The sequence below is a fragment of the Nonomuraea candida genome (assembly GCF_000725485.1).
In the GTDB taxonomy this organism is placed as follows: Bacteria; Actinomycetota; Actinomycetes; order Streptosporangiales; family Streptosporangiaceae; genus Nonomuraea; species Nonomuraea candida.
Map to the genome: position 1 here is coordinate 118,331 of NZ_JOAG01000008.1, position 24,624 is coordinate 142,954.

24 protein-coding genes and 1 riboswitch are annotated in these 24,624 nt (G+C 72.0%); of the genes, 13 read left to right on the forward strand and 11 right to left on the reverse strand.

Features of this window, described 5'->3' with window-relative positions; all coding sequences use genetic code 11:
* Positions 1-49: 49 nt before the first annotated feature.
* Positions 50-1,411: an MATE family efflux transporter gene (locus tag IO39_RS07930; RefSeq protein ID WP_052422582.1), complete on the forward strand. Its 1,362-nt coding sequence runs from the start codon at positions 50-52 to the stop codon at positions 1,409-1,411.
* Here IO39_RS07930 and gltX read toward each other — a convergent pair.
* Positions 1,392-2,723 (reverse strand): glutamate--tRNA ligase, encoded by a 1,332-nt coding sequence (gene gltX / locus IO39_RS07935; protein ID WP_043618385.1) that lies wholly within the window; start codon positions 2,721-2,723, stop codon positions 1,392-1,394. The genes IO39_RS07930 and gltX overlap by 20 nt on opposite strands.
* Before the next feature lie 34 nt (positions 2,724-2,757).
* Positions 2,758-3,534, reverse strand: a complete 777-nt coding sequence (locus IO39_RS07940) for a fumarylacetoacetate hydrolase family protein (RefSeq protein ID WP_043618388.1) — start codon at positions 3,532-3,534, stop codon at positions 2,758-2,760.
* A 185-nt stretch (positions 3,535-3,719) separates the two neighbouring features.
* On the opposite strand from IO39_RS07940, the gene IO39_RS07945 reads away from it, so the two are divergent.
* From IO39_RS07945 to IO39_RS07975, 7 genes are read left to right on the forward strand one after another with little or no spacing between them, the layout of a single operon-like run.
* Positions 3,720-4,244 carry an Asp23/Gls24 family envelope stress response protein gene (locus IO39_RS07945; protein WP_043618391.1) on the forward strand — a complete coding sequence of 175 codons (525 nt, stop codon included), beginning with the start codon at positions 3,720-3,722 and terminating at the stop codon, positions 4,242-4,244.
* Positions 4,241-4,597 (forward strand): Asp23/Gls24 family envelope stress response protein, encoded by a 357-nt coding sequence (locus tag IO39_RS07950; RefSeq protein WP_245641858.1) that lies wholly within the window; start codon positions 4,241-4,243, stop codon positions 4,595-4,597. The genes IO39_RS07945 and IO39_RS07950 overlap by 4 nt, the downstream gene beginning before the upstream one ends.
* The gene (locus IO39_RS07955) at positions 4,594-4,782 is read left to right on the forward strand and encodes a hypothetical protein (RefSeq protein WP_043618394.1); all 189 of its coding nucleotides are present in this window, start codon (positions 4,594-4,596) and stop codon (positions 4,780-4,782) included. Before IO39_RS07950 ends, IO39_RS07955 begins: the two co-directional genes overlap by 4 nt.
* On the forward strand, positions 4,779-5,144 hold the full coding sequence (locus IO39_RS07960) for an Asp23/Gls24 family envelope stress response protein (RefSeq protein WP_043618397.1): 366 nt from the start codon (positions 4,779-4,781) through the stop codon (positions 5,142-5,144). Before IO39_RS07955 ends, IO39_RS07960 begins: the two co-directional genes overlap by 4 nt.
* 37 nt (positions 5,145-5,181) lie before the next feature.
* Positions 5,182-5,844: a DUF6286 domain-containing protein gene (locus IO39_RS07965; protein WP_157548019.1), complete on the forward strand. Its 663-nt coding sequence runs from the start codon at positions 5,182-5,184 to the stop codon at positions 5,842-5,844.
* On the forward strand, positions 5,841-6,428 hold the full coding sequence (locus IO39_RS07970) for an Asp23/Gls24 family envelope stress response protein (protein ID WP_043618399.1): 588 nt from the start codon (positions 5,841-5,843) through the stop codon (positions 6,426-6,428). The genes IO39_RS07965 and IO39_RS07970 overlap by 4 nt, the downstream gene beginning before the upstream one ends.
* A gap of 15 nt (positions 6,429-6,443) precedes the next feature.
* Positions 6,444-6,851, forward strand: coding sequence for an antibiotic biosynthesis monooxygenase family protein (locus IO39_RS07975; RefSeq protein WP_043618402.1), 408 nt, complete (start codon positions 6,444-6,446; stop codon positions 6,849-6,851).
* A 163-nt stretch (positions 6,852-7,014) separates the two neighbouring features.
* Here IO39_RS07975 and IO39_RS07980 read toward each other — a convergent pair whose 3' ends face one another.
* Positions 7,015-7,608 carry an HD domain-containing protein gene (locus IO39_RS07980; protein WP_043618403.1) on the reverse strand — a complete coding sequence of 198 codons (594 nt, stop codon included), beginning with the start codon at positions 7,606-7,608 and terminating at the stop codon, positions 7,015-7,017.
* Between the two features lie 150 nt (positions 7,609-7,758).
* On the opposite strand from IO39_RS07980, the gene IO39_RS07985 reads away from it, so the two are divergent.
* Positions 7,759-9,390, forward strand: coding sequence for a heparinase II/III family protein (locus tag IO39_RS07985; protein WP_245641859.1), 1,632 nt, complete (start codon positions 7,759-7,761; stop codon positions 9,388-9,390).
* A gap of 96 nt (positions 9,391-9,486) precedes the next feature.
* Here IO39_RS07985 and cimA read toward each other — a convergent pair whose 3' ends face one another.
* Positions 9,487-11,064, reverse strand: coding sequence for a citramalate synthase (gene cimA, locus IO39_RS07990; protein WP_043618406.1), 1,578 nt, complete (start codon positions 11,062-11,064; stop codon positions 9,487-9,489).
* A 218-nt stretch (positions 11,065-11,282) separates the two neighbouring features.
* Positions 11,283-11,927, reverse strand: coding sequence for a DsbA family protein (locus tag IO39_RS07995; protein ID WP_084772468.1), 645 nt, complete (start codon positions 11,925-11,927; stop codon positions 11,283-11,285).
* 59 nt (positions 11,928-11,986) lie between these two features.
* Here IO39_RS07995 and IO39_RS08000 point away from each other — a divergent pair, with 59 nt between their 5' ends.
* Positions 11,987-12,631, forward strand: a complete 645-nt coding sequence (locus IO39_RS08000; protein WP_043618409.1) for an O-methyltransferase — start codon at positions 11,987-11,989, stop codon at positions 12,629-12,631.
* A gap of 70 nt (positions 12,632-12,701) precedes the next feature.
* On the opposite strand, the gene IO39_RS08005 is transcribed toward IO39_RS08000, so the two are convergent.
* A complete protein-coding gene (locus IO39_RS08005; protein ID WP_043618412.1) occupies positions 12,702-13,799 on the reverse strand; it encodes a branched-chain amino acid aminotransferase in 1,098 nt (365 codons plus the stop codon).
* Between the two features lie 313 nt (positions 13,800-14,112).
* Entirely contained in the window at positions 14,113-15,159 is a 1,047-nt protein-coding gene (locus IO39_RS08010) for a 3-isopropylmalate dehydrogenase (protein ID WP_043618415.1), read from the reverse strand.
* A 98-nt stretch (positions 15,160-15,257) separates the two neighbouring features.
* Positions 15,258-15,399, forward strand: a riboswitch (cyclic di-AMP (ydaO/yuaA leader).
* A gap of 330 nt (positions 15,400-15,729) precedes the next feature.
* Here IO39_RS08010 and IO39_RS08015 point away from each other — a divergent pair.
* Positions 15,730-16,134, forward strand: a complete 405-nt coding sequence (locus tag IO39_RS08015) for a C40 family peptidase (protein ID WP_052422585.1) — start codon at positions 15,730-15,732, stop codon at positions 16,132-16,134.
* A gap of 609 nt (positions 16,135-16,743) precedes the next feature.
* On the opposite strand, the gene serA is transcribed toward IO39_RS08015, so the two are convergent.
* Complete coding sequence (gene serA / locus IO39_RS08020; protein WP_043618418.1) at positions 16,744-18,333, reverse strand: phosphoglycerate dehydrogenase; 1,590 nt, start codon at positions 18,331-18,333, stop codon at positions 16,744-16,746.
* 269 nt (positions 18,334-18,602) lie between these two features.
* Between serA and IO39_RS08025 the strand changes: the two genes are divergently transcribed.
* Both IO39_RS08025 and IO39_RS08030 read left to right on the forward strand, forming a co-directional pair.
* Positions 18,603-19,427 (forward strand): hypothetical protein, encoded by an 825-nt coding sequence (locus tag IO39_RS08025; protein WP_245641860.1) that lies wholly within the window; start codon positions 18,603-18,605, stop codon positions 19,425-19,427.
* 126 nt (positions 19,428-19,553) lie between these two features.
* On the forward strand, positions 19,554-20,909 hold the full coding sequence (locus IO39_RS08030) for an MFS transporter (protein ID WP_043618424.1): 1,356 nt from the start codon (positions 19,554-19,556) through the stop codon (positions 20,907-20,909).
* Here the strand turns inward: IO39_RS08030 and IO39_RS08035 are convergent.
* Genes IO39_RS08035 through IO39_RS08045 form a run of 3 tightly spaced genes read right to left on the reverse strand, consistent with a single transcriptional unit; the run spans position 20,869 to position 24,595 of the window.
* The gene (locus IO39_RS08035) at positions 20,869-23,412 is read right to left on the reverse strand and encodes an FtsX-like permease family protein (protein ID WP_043618427.1); all 2,544 of its coding nucleotides are present in this window, start codon (positions 23,410-23,412) and stop codon (positions 20,869-20,871) included. The genes IO39_RS08030 and IO39_RS08035 overlap by 41 nt on opposite strands.
* Entirely contained in the window at positions 23,409-24,089 is a 681-nt protein-coding gene (locus IO39_RS08040; RefSeq protein WP_043618430.1) for an ABC transporter ATP-binding protein, read from the reverse strand. The genes IO39_RS08035 and IO39_RS08040 overlap by 4 nt, the downstream gene beginning before the upstream one ends.
* The gene (locus tag IO39_RS08045) at positions 24,086-24,595 is read right to left on the reverse strand and encodes a PadR family transcriptional regulator (protein ID WP_043618434.1); all 510 of its coding nucleotides are present in this window, start codon (positions 24,593-24,595) and stop codon (positions 24,086-24,088) included. The genes IO39_RS08040 and IO39_RS08045 overlap by 4 nt, the downstream gene beginning before the upstream one ends.
* Between the last annotated feature and the right edge of the window lie 29 nt (positions 24,596-24,624).

Consider the following 24,624-nt stretch of genomic DNA (forward strand, 5'->3'; position numbering starts at 1 on the left):
ATCGTACCGCTATACCTCGATTCGATATATAGCGAAACGAGGTAATGCGATGCTGCGACTGGCGCTGCCGATCTACGTGGAGCTGCTCTCCGCCGTGGTCGCGGTCGGCGTGATCGACCTGCTCTGGGTCGCCGGCCTGGGCGAGGCGGCCATCGCCGCGGTCACCGTGGGCACGACGGCCGAGTACCTGGCGTACGGGCTGTTCCTGGCCGTGCCGACGGGAGTGACGGTGCTGGTCGGGCGGCGCGACGGGCGCGCGCCGCTGGCGCCCGTGATCAGGACGGGCTGGCTGCTGTGGGGCGTCTTCTCGATCGCGGTGGCGGTTCCCGGCGTGCTGCTGCGCGAGCCGCTGGCGGCGCTGTTCACCGACGACCCCGCGCTGACGGCGGACTTCTTCCTGATCTCGCTGGGCGGGCTGCCGGTGTACTTCGCCCAGACGGTCGTGGACGGCGTGCTGAAAGGGCTGGGGAACACGCGGCTGCCCATGCGGCACGCGATCGTCTGCAACGTGCTGGTGGTCGTCCTGGACCCGCTGTTCATCCACGGGCTGGGGATGGGGGTGCAGGGGGCCGCGGTGGCGACGGTGCTGGCGCGGGCGCTCACCCTCGCGATCGCGCTGCGCTCCCTGGCACGCCACCCCGCCCTGGCGGGCCACCCCGCCCCGGCGCGCGATCCCGCTCCGGCGCGCCACCCTGCTTCGGCACCCGATGCCGCTCCCGCACACCACCCCGCCCCGGGCCGTCACCCCGCCCCGGGGCGCCATCCCGGTGCTTCGAGGCGCGACCGGTCGCGGGAGGCTGATCGGGCGACGGGTGGCGGGGTGATGCGGACCGGCCTGCCCATGTCGGGAGACTTCCTGGCCCGCGCCCTCGTGGGCATGGCGACGGTGGAGATCCTGGCCGGGTTCGGCACGGCGGAGGTGGCCGGCTACGGGATCGGGCAGAAGATCATGCTGGCCGGCGTGATGGTGTTCTACGCGCTACGGCAGGCGGCGATGATCCGCACCGCCCGCTCGGAGCCCGTCAGGTCGCCGCTCCTGCTCGGGCTCGGCTCGGGCGCGGCGGTCGCGGTCGTGCTGAACCTGCTCGCCGCGCCGGCCACCGCGCTGTTCACCGACGACCCGGCGGCGGCCGTCGGGTTCCTCCGGTGGATGACGCTCTACCTGGTGCCGTTCGGCGGGCTGATCGCCGTGGGCGGGGTGCTGCAGGCGAGCGGGAGGGGCGGCCGGCTGCTCGCCGCCACGCTGGCGGGCTTCGCCGCGCAGGTGCCTCTCGCGTACGCGCTGAGCGCGTGGTTCGGCGTCGCCGGCGTGTGGTGGGCGATGGCCGCCGGAGCCGCCGTCAGCCTGGCCGGCGCGCTCGTGCCGCGCGCCGGCCAGGCCAGCCCCGCGCTCAGCCCTTCAGGCGGATGAGGGCGGCGCGGAGGCGGTCCTGGGCGCGCTCGCGGCCCAGCACCTCGATCGACTCGAACAGCGGCAGGCCCACCGTGCGGCCCGTGATCGCCACCCGCACCGGAGCCTGCGCCTTGCCCAGCTTGAGCCCGTGGGCCGCGCCGACCTCCTCCAGCGCCTGCTTGAGCGACTCAGGGTCCCAGCTCACGCTCTCCAGCCGGTCGAGGTAGCCGGTGAGGATCTCCTCGGGGGCGTTCTTCATCGCCTTGTCCCACGACGCCTGGTCGAAGACCGGCTCGTCGAGGAAGAGGAAGTCGACGTTCTGCCGGATCTCGGACAGGACCGCGATGCGCGTCTGGGCCAGCGCCGCGACCTTGCTGAACAGCTCGCGGTCCCAGGAGGGCTCCAGGTAGGGCGCGCAGCGCTCCTCGAACGTCTCCAGCGGCAGCGCCCGGATGTATTCGCCGTTGAACGCGCGCAGCTTCTTCTCGTCGAAGAAGGCACTGGCGGAGTTGACGTCCTCCAGCCTGAACAGCGGCACCATCTCCGACCACGGCATGATCTCGCGGTCCTCGCCGGGGCCCCAGCCGAGCAGCATGAGGTAGTTGACCATGGCCTCGGCCAGGTAGCCCTCCGCGCGGTAGTCCTCCAGGGCCACCTTGTCGCGGCGCTTGGACAACTTCTTGCGCTGCTCGTTGACGATCACCGGCAGGTGCGCCCACACCGGCGGCGTCGCGCCCAGCGCCGGCCAGAGCAGCATCTGCTTGGCGGCGTTGCCCAGGTGTTCCTCGCCGCGCACGACGTGGGTGATGTTCTGGGTGATGTCGTCGACCGCGTTGGCCAGCACGTAGAGCGGCGAGCCGTCGGTGCGGGCGATGACGAAGTCCTCCTGCGCCGTGTTGGGGAACTCGACGTCGCCGCGCACGAGGTCGTGCACCACGGTCACGCCCTCGTCGGGCGTGCGGAAGCGGACGGCGCCCTCGCTCAGGCCGCGGTCGCGGCAGTGACCGTCGTAGCCCTTGTGCTCGGAGCCGGTGCGGGCCACGAGGGCCTCGCGGGTGCAGTCGCAGTAGTAGGCCCGGCCGTCGGCCAGCAGCTTGGCCACCGCCTCGCGGTGCTGCGGCTCGTAGGCCGACTGGAAGTAGGGGCCCTCGAACACCGGGTTGGTGCCGTTGACGCCGATCCAGTCGAGGGCGGAGATGATGCCCTCGGTCCACTCCGGCCGGTTCCTGGAGGCGTCGGTGTCCTCGATGCGCAGCACGAACCGGCCGCCGGACTGTTCGGCCAGCGCCCAGTTGAACAGCGCCGTGCGGGCGCCGCCGACGTGGAACATGCCGGTTGGGGACGGAGCGAACCGGACCCGTACGTCAGTCACGGGAGACCACCTTGTTCGTGAGTGTGCCGATGCCTTCGATGCCGACGCTGACCTCGTCGCCGATCTCGAGCGGGCCGACGCCCGCCGGGGTGCCGGTCAGGATGACGTCGCCGGGGATCAGGGTCATGACCGCGCTGACGTAGGCCACCAGCGCGGGGATGTCGTTGATGAGCTGGCTGGTGCGCCCGCTCTGCCGGATCTCGCCGTTGACCGTGGTCGTCAGCGCCAGGTCGCTCGCGTCGAGATCGGTCTGGATCCACGGCCCGAGCGGGCAGAACGTGTCGAATCCCTTGGCCCGCGTGAACTGCACGTCCTTCTTCTGCAGGTCGCGGGCGGTCACGTCGTTGGCGCAGGTGTAGCCGAAGATGACGTCCTTGACCCGCTCGACCGGCACCTCCCGGCAGAGCCGGCCGATCACGACGGCCAGCTCGCCCTCGTAGTCGACCCGGTCGGACAACGACGTGGGGTAGGCGATGCTCTCGCCGTGGCCGATCACCGTGGTGGACGGCTTCATGAAGATGAGCGGCTCTTCCGGCACCTCGTTGCCCAGCTCGGCCGCGTGCTCGGCGTAGTTTCTGCCGATGGCGACGACCTTGCTCGGCAGCATGGGGGCCAGCAGCTTCACCTGGGACAGCGGGAAGCGCTCGCCGGTGAACTGCACCTGACCGAACGGATGGCCGGAGATCGTGGAGACGAACTCCTCGCCGGGACCGCCCTCGACCACGCCGAACGAGACGCCTTCGCCTGTGGAGAACCTCGCTATACGCACCTGACAAGGCTATCGCCGCCGCCGGAGGGGTCCGCCCACCCTTTTCGGCGCGCCGCCGTCGGCACAAGTCAGGAACCGTCCATTAATGAGCCCAGAGTCCGTTTTGTTGGGCTTCGTTGGACTACCAGCGGTTATCACTGCCTATTAGTGAGACACCTAGGGGGTGACGGATCGTGTCGGACACGATGTCTAATCGGCCTACGGGAACCGGTATGACGGGTACCGTGCCACGGGCCCGGACACAGGAGGGCGCCGGTCAGGCGTCCGCCCTGGTCACGGAGAAGGGCACCACGAGCATCGACGACGGGGTCGTCGCCAAGATCGCCGGACTGGCGGCCCGCGAGGTGTCCGGCGTGTACGCCATGGGCGGCGGCGCGGCGCGGGCCCTGGGCAGCATGCGGGGCATCGTCGGCGGTGAGGCGAACGTCTCCCAGGGCGTGTCGGTCGAGGTGGGCGAGCGGCAGGCGGCCGTGGACCTCGACCTCGTCACCGAGTACGGCACCGCGATCCCGGATCTGGCGGCGGCCGTGCGCAAGAACGTGATCGGAGCCGTCGAGCGGATGTGCGGGCTCGAGGTGACCGAGGTCAACATCCGGGTGGACGACGTGCACCTGCCCGAGCAGGACCGCGACCGCGGCTGGGGCCGCGACCGGGACCGGGGACACGACGGGCAGGGGCAGGGCCCGGAGCAGGAACCCCGGGTCCAATGACACCCGCCCCGCCCACCCCGCCACCGCCCGGCGCCACGCCGGGCTCCGGCACGCCGTCGGGCACCGCGCCCGGCTCCGGCGGCGAGGCCGGGGTGATGGCGGAGAGGGCGCTGGGGTGCGACGGCGTGGCGGGGCTGTCGGGCGGGCCGTTCGGGACGGTGGCCACGTACCTGCCGGGTGAGCGGCTCACGGGCGTGTCCGTGGGCGAGCGCGAGGTGGAGATCGCCATCGTGGCCACGCTGGACCGCCCGCTGCCCGAGACCGCCGACGCCGTACGGCGGGCGGTGGCGGACCTGGCCGGAGAGCGCCGGGTCAACGTGCGTGTGGACGACATCGTCGTGGAGGGACCATGAACAACATCCAGTGGGGGCCGATCATCGGCATGGCCGTCGGCATCATCCTCGGGCTGGCGGGGGCGTTCGGCGGCCTGAACGCGTTCCTGCTCGTCCTCGTGCTGGGCGCGGTCGGCTTCCTGGTCGGGCGGTTCGCCGAGACCGGCGAAGTGAACCTGTCCAACCTGTCCGTGAGGCGCAAATGACCGCTACCGGCGTGACGGTGCCCGCGCAGCGTCCCGCGCCGCTGCCCGCGCCCGAGCGGCGCGGGCGCACGGAGGTCGCCGACCGGGTGGTCACGAAGATCGCGTGCTGCGCCGCCCGCGAGGTGCCCGAGGTGCGCGAGGTGCACCAGCGGGCGCGGCCGTGGGCCCGCGCGTCGGACTGCGAGGTGCACGGCGGGCGGGCGACGGTGCGGCTCAACGTCAGCGTGGCCTATCCCGCGCCGCTGCACGCCGTGGCGGCCCGGCTGCGCGAGCACGTGATCCGGCGGGTCGCGTACCAGACGGGGGTGGAGGTCTCCCGGCTGGACATCACCATGACCGACCTGGGCGGAGACCTCCCATGACGGTACGAGGACGGGGCCGCGGGAGCGGGGAGGGTTGATGAGCACGCAGGACATGCGCGACCAGGACAGTCGGGACCAGGACCTGCGGGACACCATGCCGGTGCCGGGCGGGGCGCATCGGGCGCCGGTGGAGCCGCCGCGGTCCAAGGCCGCCGATCGGGCGGCCGTGCGGGCGTTCCGGCCGCAGCGGAGGGTGCCCGCCATCGTGGCCGCCCTCCTGCTCACGCTGCTGAGCCTGCTGGTCCTCGCCGAGACGGTCTCGGCGCTGGCCGGGCGGCCGCTGCGCTGGCTCCCGTACGACCGCATGCTGGCCTGGGCCTCCTCGACCCTGTGGTCCGACCCGCGCGTGCTGCTCGGCTCGGCGCTCGTGACGCTGCTGGGACTGGCGGCGCTGGCGCTCGCGCTGGTGCCGGGCCGGCCGAGGATGGTGCCGGTACGCAGCGGCGACCCCGACGTGATCATCGGCCTGCGCCCCAAGAGCGTCACCCGGGCCCTGGCCCGCGCGGCCGAGCAGGTGCCCGGCGTGCGCTCGGCCCGGGTCAGGCTGCGCGGCCACACGTTCGCCGTCACGCCGGACACCTCCGAGCGGGAGACGGACGGCGTCGGCCGGGACGTGCGCGGCGCGGTGCTGAGCAGGCTGGCCGGGCTGGACCCCGTGCGGCCGTACCGGGTGGCCGTGAACCTCAAGGAGCGCCGGTGAACAGGAAGACCGGGCGGGGCAACCGGTGGGGGCTGGGGCTGGTCGGGCTGGTGCTGACGGTCCTGGGCGGGTCGGCGCTGGCCCGGGGGCTGGGCGCGTTCTCCCAGAACTGGGCCGCCGCGCGGACGACGATCGTGGACGGCAACGTGACGGGCTTCTTCGCGCGTACCGGACCGGGGATCTGGTGGCTGGTGGCGCTGGCCGCGCTGATCGTCGCGGTGCTGGCCCTGCGCTGGCTGTTCGTGCAGGGGCGCAGGCAGACGCGCAGGACGTTGCGCATCGAGGACGGCCCGACCGGCGTCACTGACGTGGCGGCGGGCGGGATGGCGCAGGCGGTGGCGGCGGACGTGGCGACCGGCCCCGGCGTGCTGCACGCCGACGCGAACCTGGTGGGCCCGCCGGGCCGCCCAGAGGTACGGCTGCGCGTGGCGGCCGACGAGTCGGTGCCCATCGGCGCGCTCGGCCGGCACCTGGCCGAGGTGGCGCTGCCCCACGTGCGCGACGCGCTCGACCGGGATCGGGTGCCGGCGGTGGCCCGCGTTAGCCTGGAGCCCTCACCTTCGCCGCACCGAGTCGTGCGCTGACGAGAGGGGTTCTCCGTGGCCGTCGTGAAGATCAACGTGCTGACCGTGCCCGCCGAGATGCGGGAGGAGCTCGAACGGCGCTTCTCCAACCGGGCCGGGATGGTGGAGTCGGCCGACGGGTTCGAGTGGTTCGAGCTGTTGCGGCCGGTGGAGGGGTCCGACCGCTACCTCGTCTACACGCGCTGGCGCAGCGAGGAGGACTTCCAGAAGTGGCAGCAGGGCCAGGCGTTCCAGCGCGGTCACGCCCAGGCCGCCGCCGACGCCGCCCAGGGCCAGGGACAGGGCCAGGGACAGGGCCAGGGACAGGGCCAGGGACAGGGCCAGGGGCCCGCCCAGGGGCACGGCCACGGGCAGGGGCCCGCGGCGACGGGGTCCGAGGTGTGGACGTTCGAGGTCGTCCAGAGCGCCGCCCCCAAGTCCTGACGTCAGAGGCCCCGCGCCTCGGGTCTGCGGCGGCCGTCCCCGGCGGTCCCGGCCGGCGGGCCGGCCGCAACCGGCGGGCAAGAGCGACCGGCAGGCCAGAGCGACCGGCAGGCCAGAGCGACCGGCGGGCAAGAGCGACCGGCGGGCCGGGGCGGGATGCGGGTCAGTCGAGGGGGTTGCGCAGGATGCGGTCCACGATGCCGCCGCTCACGAACCGCGCCGCGTAGCTCGTCGGCTTGCGCGCGCCCTGGTCGGCGATGCACACGCTGAACTCCTTGGCGATCTCCAGCCGCGGGTACCGCTCCAGCACCTCCCGCCGCACCTCGGCGGGGATCTCGTCCGTCCGGCGGCCCGAGATGTCCATGCCGGTCGACAGCTCCAGCAGGTGTCCCTCGGGGTCGTCCGCCACGGGCACCTCCTCCCACATGTGCCGGATGATCACCTCGCAGGCGCGGGTGCGGCGCTCGCGCGACCAGCCGGCCCCGGCGCAGAAGGCCCAGGCCACGTGCCCGCCGGCCTCCTCGTACGGCACCGTGTGGCTGTCGAACTCGGCCGCCAGCCCGAGGTCGTGCAGCATCGACGAGACGTAGAGCAGCTCGGCGTCGAAGTCGATGCGGTGGCCCTGCGCGTACGCCGCCGCCCACAGGTAGGCGCGGATCGAGTGGTTGAGCAGGGACGGCGTGTGGTACTGGGCCGCCACGTCGAGCGCGCCGCGGCACGCGGGCGTGTCGGGGATGACCAGGTCGTCGTATCTCACGCCCCCAGCATGTCGCGGTGGGCTGCCCGCACGCCAGGCGGGGCCCGGAGGGGTGTCGGCCGGTTAACGAATCGGGCACTCAACTTGACCAGTTGATCGTGATTCCGAAAGCATGTTCCGCCCTCATCTTTTGTCCCGGAAGGAACTGGCGTGCGCCGCCTCGCGATCCCTCTTGCCCTCACGCTCGCGCTCGGCACCCTCGCGAGCCCGGCACAGGCGGCCGACAAGGTGACCAGGACCGCCGAGTGCCAGGGCGACTGGCTGCCCGCCACGCCGACGCCCGACGAGGTCATGAAGGGTGAGATCTCGCTGGTGGGGCTGCCGGCGTACAAGCTGGGCAAGAAGATCGACTGGGACGCGAGCCCGTACCGGAACCGGTCGTGGGAGTTCGTCTTCCACTCGCTGCGCTGGATGGGCGGGCTCGTCGTCGAGTACGAGAACACCGGCGAGCAGCGTTACCTGGACCGCGCCACCGAGATCGCCAAGGACTGGGTGGCCGCCAACCGGTACGGCGCCCAGGGCACCCCGGCCTACGTGTGGAAGGACCACCCGGTCTCGCTGCGCACCCAGCCGCTGCTCTGCCTGAGCAGGCACGTCAACGAGAGCTGGCTGAAGGACAGCCTGGCCACGCACGCCAAGCTGCTGTCCGACCCACGCCTGTACAAGAAGGGCCACAACCACGGCATCGACCAGGACATCGCGCTCATGGGCATCGGCTGCCGGTACGGCCGCGCGGACTGGGCGAACCTGGCAGGCCGGCGGCTGACCGGCACGGTGAAGCTCGACGTGGACGCGCAGGGCGCGCTGATGGAGCAGGCCCCGAGGTACGCGGTCTACGTGTACGGCCGGCTCCAGGTCGCCATGGCGAACATGAAGGCGTGCGGGCGCAAGGTGCCCGGCGAGATCTCCCGGCGGGCCGAGGCGATGAAGGAGTTCGTCGCCCACTCGACCATGCCCAACGGTTACATGGTGCCCATCGGCGACGGCAGCGCCGAGACCGAGCCGAAGATGGAGACGGGCACGCCGAAGCAGGAGGTCAAGACGTACAAGGCGGGCTACGTCTACGGCCGCACCGCCTGGGACAAGCCCGACTCCGCCTACTACTCGATCCGGTTCGGGCCGGGCATGAAGTTCCACGGCCACGAGGACCACCTGGGCGTGACGTACTACGCGCACGGCCGCGACATCCTGGTGGACGGCGGGTTCCACTCCTACGAGAAGAGCTCCTACCGCTACTGGACGCTCTCGCCCGAGGCGCACAACGTGCCGACCGTGGTGGGCGCGAAGTTCCGGCCGCGCACGGCCAGCAAGCTCGTCAAGACCCGGTACGGCAAGGACCGGCAGGCGTTCGAGCTGACCGACAAGGCGTACGGGGTCAGCCGTACCAGGTCGGTGCTGGTCAACCATGGCGACGACCTGATGGCGGTGCTGGACACGGCCTCGGGCGGCAAGAAGGTCCGCACCATCTGGCGCTTCGCCCCTTCGCTCAAGGTGGTCTCCAAGAGCGGCGGCAAGGTGGTGCTGGGCGACGGCAAGTTCAAGGTCACCCTGCTGCAGTTCTCCTCGTGCGACCAGGTCGGCGGGCAGAAGGTGGAGCGGGGCGGCAAGCTGGGCTGGGTGTCGCCGACGTACCTGTCGAAGGAGGCGACCACCGTGGTGGTGTCCCCGGCGGCGAAGTCGCTGCTGACGGTGGTCGTGCCGGGGACGGACTCGCCCAAGGTGTCGTGCTCCGGCGGGAAGGTCACGGTGGACGGCGTGTCCTTCTCCGCCGGGCTGATCTAGGAGTCGCCGGCCTGCCGGTCACTGCCGGCCTCCCGGTGGCGGCCGACCGCACGGCCGCCGGCTCCCGTCCCGGGGAGCCGGCCGCGAGCCCGGCGGCTAGTCGCAGCCGTGGCCGGCGCGCAGCAGGCCGTACGTGACCGCCTGCTCCAGCGCCTGCCAGGAGGCGTCGATGATGTTCTCGGCCACGCCGACCGTGGCCCACTCGCCCAGCTCGTCGCTGGAGGTGATGAGGACCCGGGTGACGGCGTCGCTGCCGTGGGCGCCTTCGAGGATGCGCACCTTGAAGTCGACCAGCTCCAGCCGGGCCAGCTCGGGGTAGAGCTGCTCCAGCGCCTGGCGCACGGCCTTGTCGAGGGCGTTGACGGGGCCGTTGCCCTCGCCGGTGGCCACGATGCGCTCGCCCTTGGCGTGCAGCTTGACCGTGGCCTCGCTGACCAGCTCGCCGCCCTTGGTGCGCTCGACGATCACCCGCCAGGACTCGACCTCGAAGTGCCGCCGGCGCTCGCCGTGCACGGTGTCGCGCAGCAGCAGCTCGAACGAGGCGTCGGCGGCCTCGAACGTGAAGCCCCTGGACTCCAGGTCCTTGACCCGCTCGACCAGCGCCTTGGTGTGCTCGGGGGTCAGCTCGTAGCCCAGCTCGCGGCCCTTGAGCTCCACGGAGGCGCGGCCGGCCATGTCGGAGACCAGCATGCGCATGTCGTTGCCCACCTGGGCGGGGTCGATGTGCTGGTAGAGGTTGGGGTCCACCTTGATGGCGCTGGCGTGCAGGCCGGCCTTGTGGGCGAAGGCGGACATGCCGACGTAGGGCGCGTGGGAGTTGGGGGTGACGTTGGTGACCTCGGTGATCGCGTGGGCGATGCGCGTCATGTCGGCCAGCGACTCCCGGGGCACGAGGTCGAAGCCCCGCTTGAGCTGGAGGTTGGCCACGACGGTGAAGAGGTTGGCGTTGCCGGAGCGCTCGCCGTAGCCGTTGGCGCAGCCCTGGACGTGCGTGGCGCCGGCCTTGACCGCGGCCAGCGTGTTGGCCACGGCGCAGCCGGTGTCGTCGTGGCAGTGGATGCCGACGCGGGCGCTGGTGCGCACGGCCTCCTGGACGATCTCGGCCAGCTCGTCGGGGAGCATGCCGCCGTTGGTGTCGCACAGGGCGATGACGTCGGCCCCGGCCTCGGCGGCGGTCCTGACGACCTCCAGCGCGTACGCCGGGTTGGACCTGTAGCCGTCGAAGAAGTGCTCGGCGTCGAGGAAGACTCGCCGGCCCTCCGCACGAAGGTGGGAGACCGTGTCGCGGATCATCGCGAGGTTCTCCTGGAGAGTCGTGCGGAGGGCCAGCTCCACGTGCCGGTCGTGACTCTTGGCGACAAGGGTCACGACCGGCGCGCCGGATTCGCGCAGCGCGGCGACCAGAGGGTCGTCGGCCGCCTTCATCCCCGCCCGGCGGGTCGCGCCGAACGCGGCGAGCTGCGCGTGCTTCAGGTCCAGCTCTGTTCGAGCACGCCTGAAGAACTCTGTGTCCTTGGGGTTGGCGCCCGGCCAGCCCCCCTCGATGAAGCCGACGCCCAGACCGTCCAGGTGGCGCGCTACGACGATCTTGTCCGCGACGGTGAGGTTGAGGCCCTCCTGCTGGGCGCCGTCACGCAGCGTCGTGTCGTATACGTGGAAGCGGTCGTCGGCCATGAGTCTCTCTTCTCTGCGGAAGTCGGTGAAAGGTGGCTTTGTCTTCGGGAAAACAAAAAGACCCCTCACGGACGTGAGAGGTCTGCGCGCCGGCGGTGTCCCTGTCGTCAGCCGGCGCGCCTGCCGATAATGAGCAGACCGTAGAACATGGTGCCGTCCAGTCTGCCACATCGATTCACCATCTGGCACAACGGTCTCACCTCATGGGACACCCCAGGTCACACCTGGATTCCGTCACCTCCGGTGATGACGCGCTCCAGCGCCGCCGGGTCGAACGCCTCACCGCCCAGCACCTGCCCGTCGAGCACCACGGTCGGCGTGCCCTGGAGCGGCACCTTGGCCGTCTCCGCCAGGTGCGCCTCCGCGTGCGTCTGCGACGTCACGCACGAGTCCACCGACGCGCCCGCCTTCCGCGCCGCCCCGGCCAGCTCCTCCACGGTGAACCCGGAGGCCACGCCGTGCGGGGCGGGCTGCATGGCGTACACCGCGTCCCGGAACGCCAGCCAGTTCGCCGCCGGCACGCACCGGGCGGCCGCGGCGGCGCGGATGGAGTTGGAGCGCATGGGCTCGTCCCTGAAGATCGTCACCGTGTGGAAGACGACCTTGACCCTGCCCTCCCTGGCCAGCCGCTGGATCGTGGCGTCGACCTTGGCGTGCATGTCCTTGCAGACGGGACAGTCGAAGTCCTCGTACACGTCGAGCACGGGAGCGTCGCTCCCCAGGTCGGCCAGGACCATCGAGCCGTCCGCCTGCCGGGTCAGCGTCACCCCGTCCGACGACGCGCCCGACCGGGCGAAGGCCAGCACCCCCAGTACGGCGATCGCCACACAAGCCGCCGCGACCGCCATCAACCGCTTCATCATCAGCCCACTTTCACCTCATTGATCGCGCAGACCCTACCCGAAACGGAAACAATGGCCGCATGAAGGCATACCTCCTCGACCCCGCCGTTGCGCGGTACGTGTTCGAGCACACCACCCCGCCCGACGCCCTGCTGGCCGCGCTCGCGCGGGAGACCGCCGAGGTCGCGGGCGAGAACGCGGCCATGCAGATCTCCCCCGACCAGGGCGCCTTTCTCACGATGATCACGCAGCTCCTGGCGCCGGAGGTGGTCGTGGAGGTGGGGACGTTCACCGGATATTCGTCCGTCTGCATCGCGCGCGGGCTGTCGGGCGGCCGGTTGCACTGTTTCGACGTGAGCGAGGAGTGGACGTCCATCGCCCGCCGCTACTGGCAGGAGGCGGCCGTGGCCGACCGGGTGACGCTCACGCTCGGCCCGGCGGCGGAGACCCTGGCCGCCTTCGACCAGCCGATCGACCTGGCGTTCCTGGACGCCGACAAGGGCAACTACCCGGTCTACTACGAGCTGCTGATGGAGCGGCTGCGGCCGGGCGGGCTGCTGGTGGCGGACAACACGCTGCGCAGGGGCTGGGTGGCCGACCCCGCGCACGACGAGCCGACCACCGTGGACATCCGGCAGTTCAACGACCTGGTGATGGAGGACCCACGGGTGACGGTGATCATGCTGCCGGTCGCCGACGGCATGGCGCTGATCAGGAAGAACTAGCCTGACGCGCCCCGCGGGCGGCGGTCCGCGGGGCGGCGTCCGCACCAGGCTCCGCGGGGCGGCGTCCGTACTAGGCGATCTTGTGGATCCAGTTGTGGGTGTCGGGGCGGGCGCCGTACTGGATGCCGACAAGCTCCTCGCGCACCCGCATCGTGACCGGGCCCGGCGTGCCGTCGGCGACGATCCAGGAGCGGTCGGCGCCCTTGACCGTGCCCACCGGCGTCACCACGGCCGCGGTGCCGCAGGCGAACACCTCCGTCAGCTCGCCCGACTCGCACGCCGACTGCCACTCGTCCACCGAGATGAGCCGCTCCTCGGTCTCCAGCCCGAGGTCGCCGGCCAGCTCCAGGATGGACTCCCGGGTGATGCCGGGCAGCAGCGTGCCGGTGAGCGCGGGGGTGACGAGCTTGTCGCCGAAGACGAAGAACAGGTTCATCCCGCCCATCTCCTCGACGTAGCGGTGCTCGTGGGCGTCCAGCCAGACCACCTGGTCGCAACCGTTCTCCACCGCCTGGCGCTGGGCGACGAACGCCGCGGCGTAGTTGCCGCCGCACTTGGCGAAGCCGGTGCCGCCGGGGGCGGCACGGGTGTACTCGGTGGACAGCCAGACGGAGACGGGCTTGATGCCGCCGGTGAAGTACGACGCCGCCGGCGAGGCGATGACCATGTACTTGTAGGTCTTCGACGGGTAGTTGACCCCCAGGCCCGCCTGGGTGGCGATCATGAAGGGCCGCAGGTAGAGGCTGTGCCCCTCGGTGGTGGGCACCCACTCCTTGTCGGTCGTGACGAGGAGTTCGAGCGAGTCGACGAACGCCTCCTCCGGCAGCTCGGGCATGGCCATACGGGCGGCCGAGCGGTTGAAGCGGGCGGCGTTGGCGTACGGCCGGAAGGTCACGATCGAGCCGCTGAGCTGGCGGTAGGCCTTCAGGCCCTCGAACAGCTCCTGCGCGTAGTGGAAGACCGAGGTGGCGGGGTCGAGCGAGAGCGGGCCGTACGGCAGGAGCCTGGCGTCGTGCCAGCCGCGGCCCTCGGTGTAGTCGACCGAGATCATGTGGTCGGTGAAGGTCTGCCCGAAACCGGGATTCGCCAGTACCTGCTCCCGCTCGGCCGCGGTGCGAGCGTGGTCGGATAGCTGCACGTCGAAGCTGAGCTTCTGAGCGATGGTCATGACGGCGGTCCTTCTCTCTGCGATCTACCGAAATCTACCGGAATCTGCCCGCTGTCTGCGGATCTGCGGCCCTGCGGCGGCGAGCAGCCGTGCCCAGGAGGGCAGTCCGTACTTCCTATTGTCTCGCTATATGGGATGACAAGTGGCCGAAGGGGTGGTTGGCCCAGATTCAGCCGACGCGGCACGGGGTGGCGGACCGGATCGGCAGGTGCGCGTACCAGGTGGCGGGTCTGGTCGGCCGCCACCCGCGGACGCGAAAAAGCGCCTGCCGGTCCTCGTCGGACCGCCAGGCGCTCGTGTGGGCTAGGCGGTCCTAGCCGGATACTCGCGCGGTGATGTCGTCGCCGATCTCGTGGGTGGTGCGGTTGGCCCAGCCGGCCAGGCGCTCCACGATGTCGTCGGCGACCGCCTGCTCGACCCTGGCCGCCTCCGCCTTCAGGCCGAGGTGGTCGAGGAGCATGGCGACGGACAGGATGGTCGCGGTCGGGTCGGCCTTGCCCTGGCCGGCGATGTCGGGCGCGCTGCCGTGCACCGGCTCGAACATGCTGGGCGCGGCGCCCTCCGGGTTGATGTTGCCGCTGGCCGCCAGGCCGATGCCGCCGGCGATGGCCGCGCCGAGGTCGGTGATGATGTCGCCGAACAGGTTGTCGGTGACCACCACGTCGAAGCGCTCGGGCTGGGTGACGAAGAACATCGAGGCCGCGTCGATGTGGCAGTAGTCGGTGGTGACCTCGGGATATTCGGCGGCCACCCGGTTGACCGTGCGCTGCCACAGGTCGCCCGCGTAGGTGAGCACGTTGGTCTTGTGGACGAGCGTCAGCTTCTTGCGCGGCCGCGAGCGGGCCTTCTCGAACGCGTAACGCACCACGCGCTCGACGCCGTGGGCGGTGTTGAGCGACTCCTGGGTGGCGATCTCGTGGGGCGTGCCGCGGCGCATGACGCCGCCGGTGCCGGCGTAGAGGCCCTCGGTGCCCTCGCGGACGACGACCATGTCGATGTCTTCCGCCGAGGTGTCGGCCAGCGGGGTCTCCACCCCGGGCAGCAGCTTGACCGGGCGCAGGTTGACGTAGTGGTCGAACTCGAAGCGCAGGCGCAGCAGCAGGTCGCGCTCCAGAATGCCCGGCGGCACGCTGGGGTCGCCGATGGCGCCGAGCAGGATGGCGTCGTAGCCGCGCAGCTCTTCGAGCACCGCGTCGGGCAGCGTCTCGCCGCTGCGGTGGTAGCGTGCGGCTCCCAGGTCGTAGTGCGTCGGCTCGATCTTCGTGCCCACTGCCTCAAGGACCTTGAGCCCTTCGGCCACGACCTCGGTGCCGATGCCATCGCCGGGGATGACGGCCAAGCGGATGTTACGCGACTCCATGCCGGTACCTTACCGGCTCGTCTCGCCTGACGAACACAGCATCTCATTTTCCGGACGTCCGATTTGTTACGTATTGCGATCTTTTGACCGTTTCGTTAGCGTCCGTCTGGCCTAATCCACGCAGCCGCTGCGTGGAGCCGGGGACCCACTTTCCCCCCAGGGGCGAATCGGCACCGCCGTAGGGCTGTCTTCCAGGCCCGAGCCCGTCAGCTAACCCGGTCGGCCGCATGGAAGGACAGTCCTCTGTCTCGCATCGCCATCGTCCTGGCGGCCTCCGCCGGACTCCTGCTGGCCTCCCCCTCCGCACAGGCCGACACCGGCCACGCCGCCACCCCCGGGTCACCGCCCGGCACCGGCCCGAACGCCGCCGCCGCACCGGCGGGCGTCCGTCACGCCGCCGCCGCACCGGCGGGCGTCCGCCACGACACCGCGTCCCCCCAGGCCACCGCCCAAGACGCGGCCAGGGCAGCCATCGCCTACGACAACGCCACCCTGACCGGCGCCGAGATCAAGCGCATCAGGGAACGCCAGACCCCCAAGCCCGCCTGGAAGACCGCGCTCGAATACGCCATGGACAAGCGCGGCACGCCCTACGTCTGGGGCGGGACCAGCGAGAACGGCTACGACTGCTCGGGGCTCATGCTCCGGGCGTACGAGGCGGCGGGGATCGACCTGCCGCGCACGGCCCGCCAGCAGTACGGGGCGTTCTCCAGGAAGATCGACTGGCCGGACCTCAAGCCCGGCGACCTGGTCTTCTTCAGCAACCTGGGCCACGTCGGGATGATCTCCAAGCCCGGTCACATGGTGCACGCGCCGCGCACGGGCGACGTGGTGAAGGAGGAGAAGCTCTCCGCCTGGCGCAGGCAGGCGTTCGTCGGCGCGGTCCGGCCCGATCCCCAGGGCGTGCGCCAGTGGGCCAAGGTGCTCGAACGGCGCGAGGAGCCCATCCCGGCCCACCTCGTCGCCACCTTCTGACGACACCGGCCCGCACCTGAGAACAGGCCCTCCGGGGACACCCGGAGGGCCTGTTCGCACTCCTGGCTCATCGCGGCGGGCCGGCGCGGGCGACCGGGTCACGCCGCGGGGTCCGCGCGGGCCACCGGACCGAGCGGCGAGAACGCGCGGGCCGGGTTGTGTCGACGGCTAGCGGCCGGAGTTCTGCGGGGCGCCGCCGTTGTCGCGGCGGTCCAGCGCGGTCTGCAGGGCCTCGGCGGCCTCGTCCTGGTTGTCCTCGGCACGGTTCCAGGAATACATCTCGTACATGGTGACTCATCTCATTCGCGGGACGGCGGATGGAGCGGAAAGCCGGACTCCGGTCGCGAATCCGACCGGGCCTGATCTCGTGAGGTCCGGGTCACGGACCGGACGAAGGGACTTGATGGCCGACACGCACGCCGCACTCCGCGGCGGGTCGTCGGCCTGCCCTAACAGGCCCCGCCGCGGCAGGTAATGAGTACGAGAACCTGGCGCATTACCGGTAACAGTACCCGAGCAACGTCCTTGGATGTCCTACTATCTCGCATGCTGAGACGCAAAAGGCCGCCACCCGGAACGGGTGACGGCCTGCCGCGCGCGGGTGCGAGGTCAGTCCTCCAGGTCCACCGAGCGGCCGCTCTCGGCGCCGATCTCGGCGCCGATCTGCTCGACGACCTCGCCCGGGATGGCGGAGTCGACGGTCAGGGCGATGAGCGCCTTGCCGCCCTTGACGTCACGGGCCACCTGCATCGAGGCGATGTTGATGCCGTGCTCACCCAGCAGCCTGCCCACCACGCCGACGATGCCGGGACGGTCGGCGTAGGTGAAGAAGCACAGGTGGGCCGTCGGCTCGATCTCCATCTCGTAGCCGTTGACCTCGACGATCTTGGTGATCTGGCGGGGGCCGGACAGCGTGCCGGACACCGAGACCGTGCGGCCGTCGGCCAGCACGCCGCGCACGGTCACCACGTTGCGCCAGTCGGGGCTCTCGGAGCTGGTGACCAGCTCGACGGTGATGCCGCGGTCCTTGGCCAGCAGCGGCGCGTTGACGTAGGTGACCTGCTCCTCGACCACGTCGGCGAAGACGCCCTTGAGCGCGGCCAGCTCGATCACCCGCACGTCCTGGGCGGCGATCTCGCCGCGCACCTCGACGTCGAGCTTGGTGGCGACCTCGCCGGCCAGCGCGGTGAACACGCGGCCCAGCTTCTCGGCCAGCGGCAGGCCCGGCTTGACGTCCTCGGCCACCGCGCCGCCCTGGACGTTGACGGCGTCGGGCACGAACTCGCCCGCCAGCGCCAGCTTCACGCTGCGCGCGACCTGGGTGCCGGCCTTCTCCTGGGCCTCGTGGGTGGAGGCGCCCAGGTGCGGCGTGACGACGACCTGGTCGAGCTCGAACAGCGGGCTGTCGGTGCAGGGCTCCTTGGCGAAGACGTCCAGGCCGGCTCCCGCGACCCGGCCCTCCTTGATCGCCGAGTAGAGCGCGCCCTCGTCGACGATGCCGCCGCGGGCCACGTTGATGATGCGGACGCTGGGCTTGACCTGGTGCAGCTCCTTGTCACCGATGAGCCCGAGCGTCTCCTTGGACTTGGGCAGGTGCACGGTGATGAAGTCGGCCTGCTTGAGCACCTCTTCGAGGCTGAGCAGCTTGACGCCCATCTGCGCGGCGCGGGCCGGCGGCAGGTAGGGGTCGTAGGCGATCAGCTCGACGCCGAACGGCTGCAGCCGCTGCGCCACGAGCTGGCCGATCTTGCCCAGGCCGAGGATGCCGACGACCTTCTCGTCGAGCTCGACGCCGGTGTACTTCGAGCGCTTCCACTCGCCGTTCTTCAGCGCGGCGTGGGCCTGGGCCGTGTTGCGCGCGCTGGCCAGGATGAGGGCGAGCGTCTGCTCGGCGGCGCTGGTGATGTTGGAGGTGGGGGCGTTGACGACCATGACGCCGGCCTTGGTGGCCGCCTCGACGTCGACGTTGTCGAGGCCGACGCCGGCGCGGGCGACCACGCGCAGCTTGGGCGCGGCGGCGATGGCCTCGGCGTCGACCTGCGTGGCCGAGCGGACGATCAGTGCGTCCACGTCCGCGAGGGCGGGCAGCAGCTGGGAACGGTCGGCGCCGTCGGTGTGGCGGACCTCGAAATCGGCACCGAGTACGGCGAGGCCAGCCTCGGACAGCTCCTCTGCGACGAGAACGACGGGCTTGTTCACGGGTGGGAATCCTTAAGGCACGGCGGGCTTGGGGGGACACGTCCACGGATCCCCCCGGCGGTCCCACAGAGTCTATCGGCAGCTTGTGAACGCGTTCACGAGAGCCCATCATTTGAGACGCGTTCCTGCGTACCCCCGTGGCCGCAAAGTCATCCAGTCCGGGCACATCTTTGTCTTGATCGGGAGATTTATTGGCCATTAGCCTGATAAGCCGTGGCCGACTACCTATGGTTCGTCATATGAGCATCGGGAATCCTGCGCTTGCCGACGTGCTCGCACAGCATGGCACCCCGCACCGCCTGCTGGGCGCTCTTGCCGACGGTGGAGTCCTGGTGGCAGTGCGACCAGATCGTTCCGTCGTCCTGGGGACGACCCAGGCCGGTGACCGGGTGCTGCTCGGGTACACCGGCCCCGCGACCTATGCCAGGCACCGCGGCAGCCATTCCCTCTCGGCGTGCGACGCCGACACCATCCTGGACATCCAGCGCGTCACCGGGGTGCGCGAGATCGTGATCGACGCGGCCGGGCCCGCCGCCGCGGCCGTGCCGATCGACGATCTCCAGCGCTTCATGACCACGACGCGATCGGGCCCCACGCCCGTCCTGTCGGGGGCGGTGCCGGCCGCCTACGCGACGGGCGCCATGGCCACCGTCTCGCGCGGCGCCGCGCTGGCCCAGGTCGCCCCGCCGTCCCCGCAGGCGCCCGCCATGCCCTGGGTGCCCGCGCCACGGCCGCACCTGTCGGGGCCGATGCAGCAGGTGGACCCCGGTTACCGGCGGTGCACGCATCCGATCCTGCCCGCGCTGCGCCAGGCGATCGCGTACCTGCTCGTGGACTTCCCGCTGGTGCACCACGTCTGGATCTCCGAGGCCGGCACGGCGTCGGGGGCGACCGGGATCATGCTGCACGTGAAGGTGCACATGTCGGCCGCCGAGGACGTCGTGCGCGACCTGCACCGGCTGGTGCGCGCCCGGCTGCCGCAGTTCGCCGCCTCCGGGGCGCCGATCCTCATGGCCAGGGTGGCCGACGCGCGCAGCGAGCGCCGGATGATCGAGATCGGCGCGCACGTGGTGTGCGCCAACGTGTCGGACTGACCGTTCCGGGCCCGCGGAAGCGAGCCGGCAGCCCGCCGGAACCGGCCCGGCGGGCCTGGCCGGGACGTTCGGGACCCGCGAAAGTGGGCCCTTACGAACCGGCCCTCCCTCGGTTCTAATGAGGGAATGATCACACCGGCGGCGCGCGCGGCCAGCGTCCCGAAGGGCGTGCGCCTGGGCTACGGGGTGGGCTCGTTCTGCACGGCCACGGTCAACGCCGTGCCGGGTCTGCTGCTGCTGTTCTACATGACGAACTTCCTGGCCGTGCCCGCGTGGCTGGCCGGCGTGGTGGTCACCGCGCCGAAGGTCTGGGACCTGTTCATCAACCCGCTGGTCGGGCGCTGGTCGGACCGGACGGTCTCCCGCTGGGGGCCGCGCCGGCCGTGGCTGCTGGCCGGGGCGTGCACGCTGCCGGTCGCGTTCTTCCTGGTGTTCGCCGGGCCGCCGCTGACCGGGGTGCCGGCGGCGCTGTACGTCGGGCTCTGCTTCCTGGCCACGGCGACGGCGTACGCGCTGTTCGAGGTGCCGTACAAGGCGATGCCCGGCGAGATGACGCACGACTACCACGAGCGCACGTCGCTGCTGCAGTGGCGGATGGTGTTCATCGGGGCGGCCACGGCCATCAGCGGCATCCTCGCGCCAGCCATCGCCACCGGCGGGGGTGGCACGCTGGACAGCTACCGCATGATGGCGCTGACGATCGCGGTCATCCTGCTCGTCGCCATGCTCGGCTCCTTCTTCGGCACCGCCCGCGCCCCCATGACGGGCGCCCCCGAGCCGGATCGCGGCGGGTGGCGCGAGCAGTTCGCCGCGATCAGGGGCAATCCGGCGTTCCTCTGGCTGACGGTGCTGGCCTGCGTGCAGATGCTGGCCGTGAGCATGATGCTGGCGGCGGCGCCGTACTTCGCGACGTACACGCTGGGCACGTCCTCGGCCACGCAGACGCTCTTCGCGGTGCTGGTCGGCCCGATCCTGCTGACGATGCCGCTGTGGGTGCGCCTGGCCAGGCGGTTCGACAAGCGCGGCGCGATGATCCTGGCGATCGTGCTGTTCGGCGGCGGCACGACCGCCGCCGTGGCCACCCCGCTGTTCGGCCCGGTCTGGGCGCACGTCATGATCCTGCTCGTCGGCGTCGGGTACGCGGGCGTGCAGCTCATGCAGTTCTCGATGCTGGCGGACGTGATCGCGGTGGACGCGGCCAGGACCGGCAGACGGCGGGCGGGCGTCCTGACCGGGTTGTGGACGGCCATCGAGAACGCGGTCAGCTCGTCGGGTGCGCTGTTCTTCGGCCTGATCCTGTCGATCGGCGGCTTCGTGGAGTCCGAGCCGAGCCGGCCGGTGCAGCAGCCCGACAGCGCGGTGACCGCGGTCCTCATCGGGCAGACCGCGATCCCCGCGCTGATCATCTTCGCCTCGGCGCTGATCACGCTGAAGTACCGGCTCAGGCCAGACGACGTGCCGGCTCCATCCGCGTCCGGGTGAACAGCCCCGCGAGCAGCGCGGCCAGCAGGGGCAGGCCGATCACGAGCGCCGCCACGAGCGGCAGCGGCACGACGATCCCGGCGCCGCCGTGCCAGTCCCGCATCGTGGCCCCGGCCAGCACGGTCCCCGAGCCCAGGCCCGCGACCAGGCCCATGACGGCGCCGAGCCCGGCGACGTGGCCCGCCTGCGCCGCCACCACCAGCCTGCGGGTCAGCGGCCGGCCGCCCACGGCGGACAGGGTGTCGAGGTCCCTGCGCATGTCCGCCACGGCGAGACCGGTGGCCGCGAACGTGCCGCCGAGCACGAGCACCAGCGCCCCGGCCAGCGAGGCCCAGAGGGTGAACGCGAGCTCCTCCTCGGTCGTGTCGTTCTCGACGTTGACCCGCAGGCCGCCGACGGTCACGGCCTGCATGGCGCGCTGGATGAGGCCCAGGTCGGGCGCGTCGAGCACGGTGTAGAGCCGCCGCTCGGCGGTCTTGTACCCGGCCGCGGTCAGGGCGGAGGGGGGCAGCACGACGCCGCCCTGGTGGGGCTGCGCCCCGGTGGCCGCCACGGCGGGCACCCGGATCCGGCGGTCGTCCCCGTACGGGTCTCGGGCCGGGCCGAGGGCCACGGTCACCGTGCCGTCGCTGATCAGCCGGGGGTCGAACACCACCGCCCGGCCGGCCGCCAGCGCCGCCGCCGCCCGGGGGTCCCGCCGCCCCTGGAAGAGGGCGAGCAGGCGGGCGTCGCCTATCGCCGCCTCGTCGTAGCTCGCGTCGAGGCACCCGCTGCAGGCCGCCTCCGCCGGCCGTACCGCGCTGGTCGACAGGCTCCGCCCGGCGCCGTCGACCGCCTCCAGCCCGGCGACCAGGTCCGCTCCGGGCAGCCGCTGGCGGAAGGCGGCGCGCACCTCCGCCCAGTCCTGCTCGCCGACGCCGGAGGCGCGCACGATCAGCGTGCCCTCCGGCGCGTCGAGCCGGAACTCGGACTGGCGCGCGGTCAGCGCGGTGCCGGCGGCGATGCCGATGGTGATCGCGCACATGGTCGCCGCCATGACGGCGGCCACCGCCGAGGCCGTGCGGCCGGGATGGCGGGCGCCGTCGCGGATCGACAGGCGCATGGGCAGCGGCAGGTGCCCGGCCCACCGTCCGGTGCGCCGGACGATCCAGGGCGTCAGCGCGATCAGCCCGAACAGGAGCACCGTGGACGCGGCCACCGCCCCGAGCGCGTTCCCGGACGACATGGGGACCATCAGCCCCGCGCCCAGCAGCACCAGCACGATCCCGGGCACCGGCACGCGCGCCCGGCCGCGCACCTCGGCCGTTCGCCCGGCGAGCACCAGAGCCGGGCTCTGCCGGGCCGCTCGCACGGCCGGGGCCAGGGCCGCGACCAGCGCACTGACCAGGCCGAGGGCGGCGACGCCCAGCACCTGCGACCACGGCACGTCGGGCGGCCCGGCGCGCCAGTCCAGCGCCGTCGCGACGACGCGCGCGGCGGCCAGGCCCGTGCCGACGCCGAGCGCGGCGCCGATCAGGGCGGCAGCGCCGCCGAGCAGGAGGCCGTCGGCCAGCACGAGCGTGCGCAACTGGCCGGGAGAGCCGCCCTGCGCCGCGATCGTGGCCAGCTCTCGCGCCCGCCTGCGCAGCCCGACGGCGAACGCGGGCCCGGCCAGCAGCGCGGTCTCCGTGACGACGAGGATCACGCCGATGGCCAGCCAGCGCGGCCTTTCCGCGTCGAGCGGCCGGCGATCCCACTCCGCCGCGCGCGGGCTCTCGATGACCGCGCGGGAGGCCACCCGCAGGCCCGCCTGGTTCAGGCGCCGCACGTCCTCCCAGGTGACCGGGGCCGGCGTGTCCACCAGCCAGCCGGCGCCCCGCCAGGTGCCCTCGTCCGGCCGCAGGGCGTCGTACAGGGCCACGACCTCCCGGATGCCCGGCCGGCTCGGGTGCTCGACGACGCCCACCACGCGCTTCGGCGCGCCGTGCCGGGTCACCTGGAGCGTGTCCCCGACGCGGACGCCCGCGTCCAGGAGCGCGGGCGTGACGGCGATCTCCTGGGGCGCGGCCGGGAGCCTGCCCTCGACCCGCGACCGCAGGCCGGTGGCGAGCGGGTCGCGCAGGTCGATCTCCAGGACGTCCACCGGGTCGAAGCCCGCGCCCAGCCGGGCCTCGCCCGGATAGGCGTGGAACGGGAGCAGCCGGCCGCCGGTCAGCGCGGCGACCTCGGCCGTCGTCCACCTGGACGGCCGCGCGCCCTCCTGCCTCTGGTTGCCGTACCTGCCGGCCGGGTCCTGCTCGATCGGGGTCCTGCGCAGGTGGCTCAGCACGGCGGCGTCGGCGACCGCGCCCAGCCGGGAGGGCAGCTCTTCCCGCGCGGTCAGGTGGGAGGTCTGCGACAGCGTGAGGAGGGCCGTGATGACGAGCACGGGCAGGCCGATCATGACCATGATGAGCGCGCTGCGGCCCTTGGCGCGCAGGGCGTCCCTGCGGGAGAGGCGCAGCGCGGCGCGCAGGGCGCTCATCGGGCGCTCTCCAGCCGCACCGCGCTCGCCTCCGCGATCAGGCCGTCACGCAGGTAGACCACCCGGTCGGCCCACGCCGCGTAGCGGGGCTCGTGGGTGACGAGCAGCACGGCGGCGCCGTCGTCGCAGCGGGCGCGCAGGAGTTGCAGGATCTCGTCGCCGGTGGCGGTGTCGAGCGCGCCGGTGGGCTCGTCGGCCAGCAGCAGCCGGCGCTCGCCGACCAGCGCCCTGGCGATGGCCACGCGCTGGCGCTGCCCGCCGGACAGCTCCTCGGGGAACCGGTCGGCGACCTCCTCGGCGCCCACCTCCGCCAGCACGGCCAGCGCCTGCGCGCGGGCCTGCCGGGACCGTGAGCCGTCGAGCTCCCTGGGCAGCATCACGTTCTCGGCGGCCGTGAGCGACGGGATGAGGTTGAGATCCTGGAAGACGTACCCGACGCGGGTGCGCCGCAGGGCGGCCAGGTCCTTGACGCCGGCCAGGTCGACGCCCTCGATCGTCACGCTGCCCGAGGTCGGCCGGTCGAGGCCGCCCGCCAGGTTGAGCAGGGTGGACTTGCCCGAGCCCGACGGGCCCATGACGGCGACCAGCTCGCCCGCGGCGACCTCCAGGCTGACCCCCTTCAGCGCGTGCACCCGGCCGTGCTCGCGGGTCACGTCCCGCAACTCCACCACAGTCATCGGCTCTTCTCCTTGGACACGGCCTCGCAGTGGTCCAGCCAGCGCTGTTCCGCCTCGGCCTTGAAGATCAGTGAGTCCAGGACCAGCCGCTGCGCGAGCCCGTCGCCCGCGGCCCGCTTGGCCCTGGTCAGCTCCTGCAGCGCGCGCATGGTCGCCACGCGCTGGGTCTGGATGACGTCGGCGACGTCCACGCCGCTCGCGACAGCCATCGCGATCTTGATGGCCAGCTCGTCCCGGGGCCGGTCGGTCTGGGCGACGGGGGTGCTGAACCATCGCCCCACTTCCTCCCGACCGGCCTCGGTGATCGTGTAGATGGCCCTGCCCTGCTCGTCGGCCCCGCCGGGGGCGACCAGCCCGTCACGTTCGAGCCGGGCGAGCGTCGTGTAGACCTGGCCGATGTTCAGCGGCCAGGTCGCCCCCGTCGTCGCCTCGAACTCCACGCGCAGCTGGTAGCCGTACCGCGGTCCGCTGCTCAGCAAGGTGAGCAGTCCATGCCTGATCGACATGAATACTGAGTATGCATACCGAGTATGCC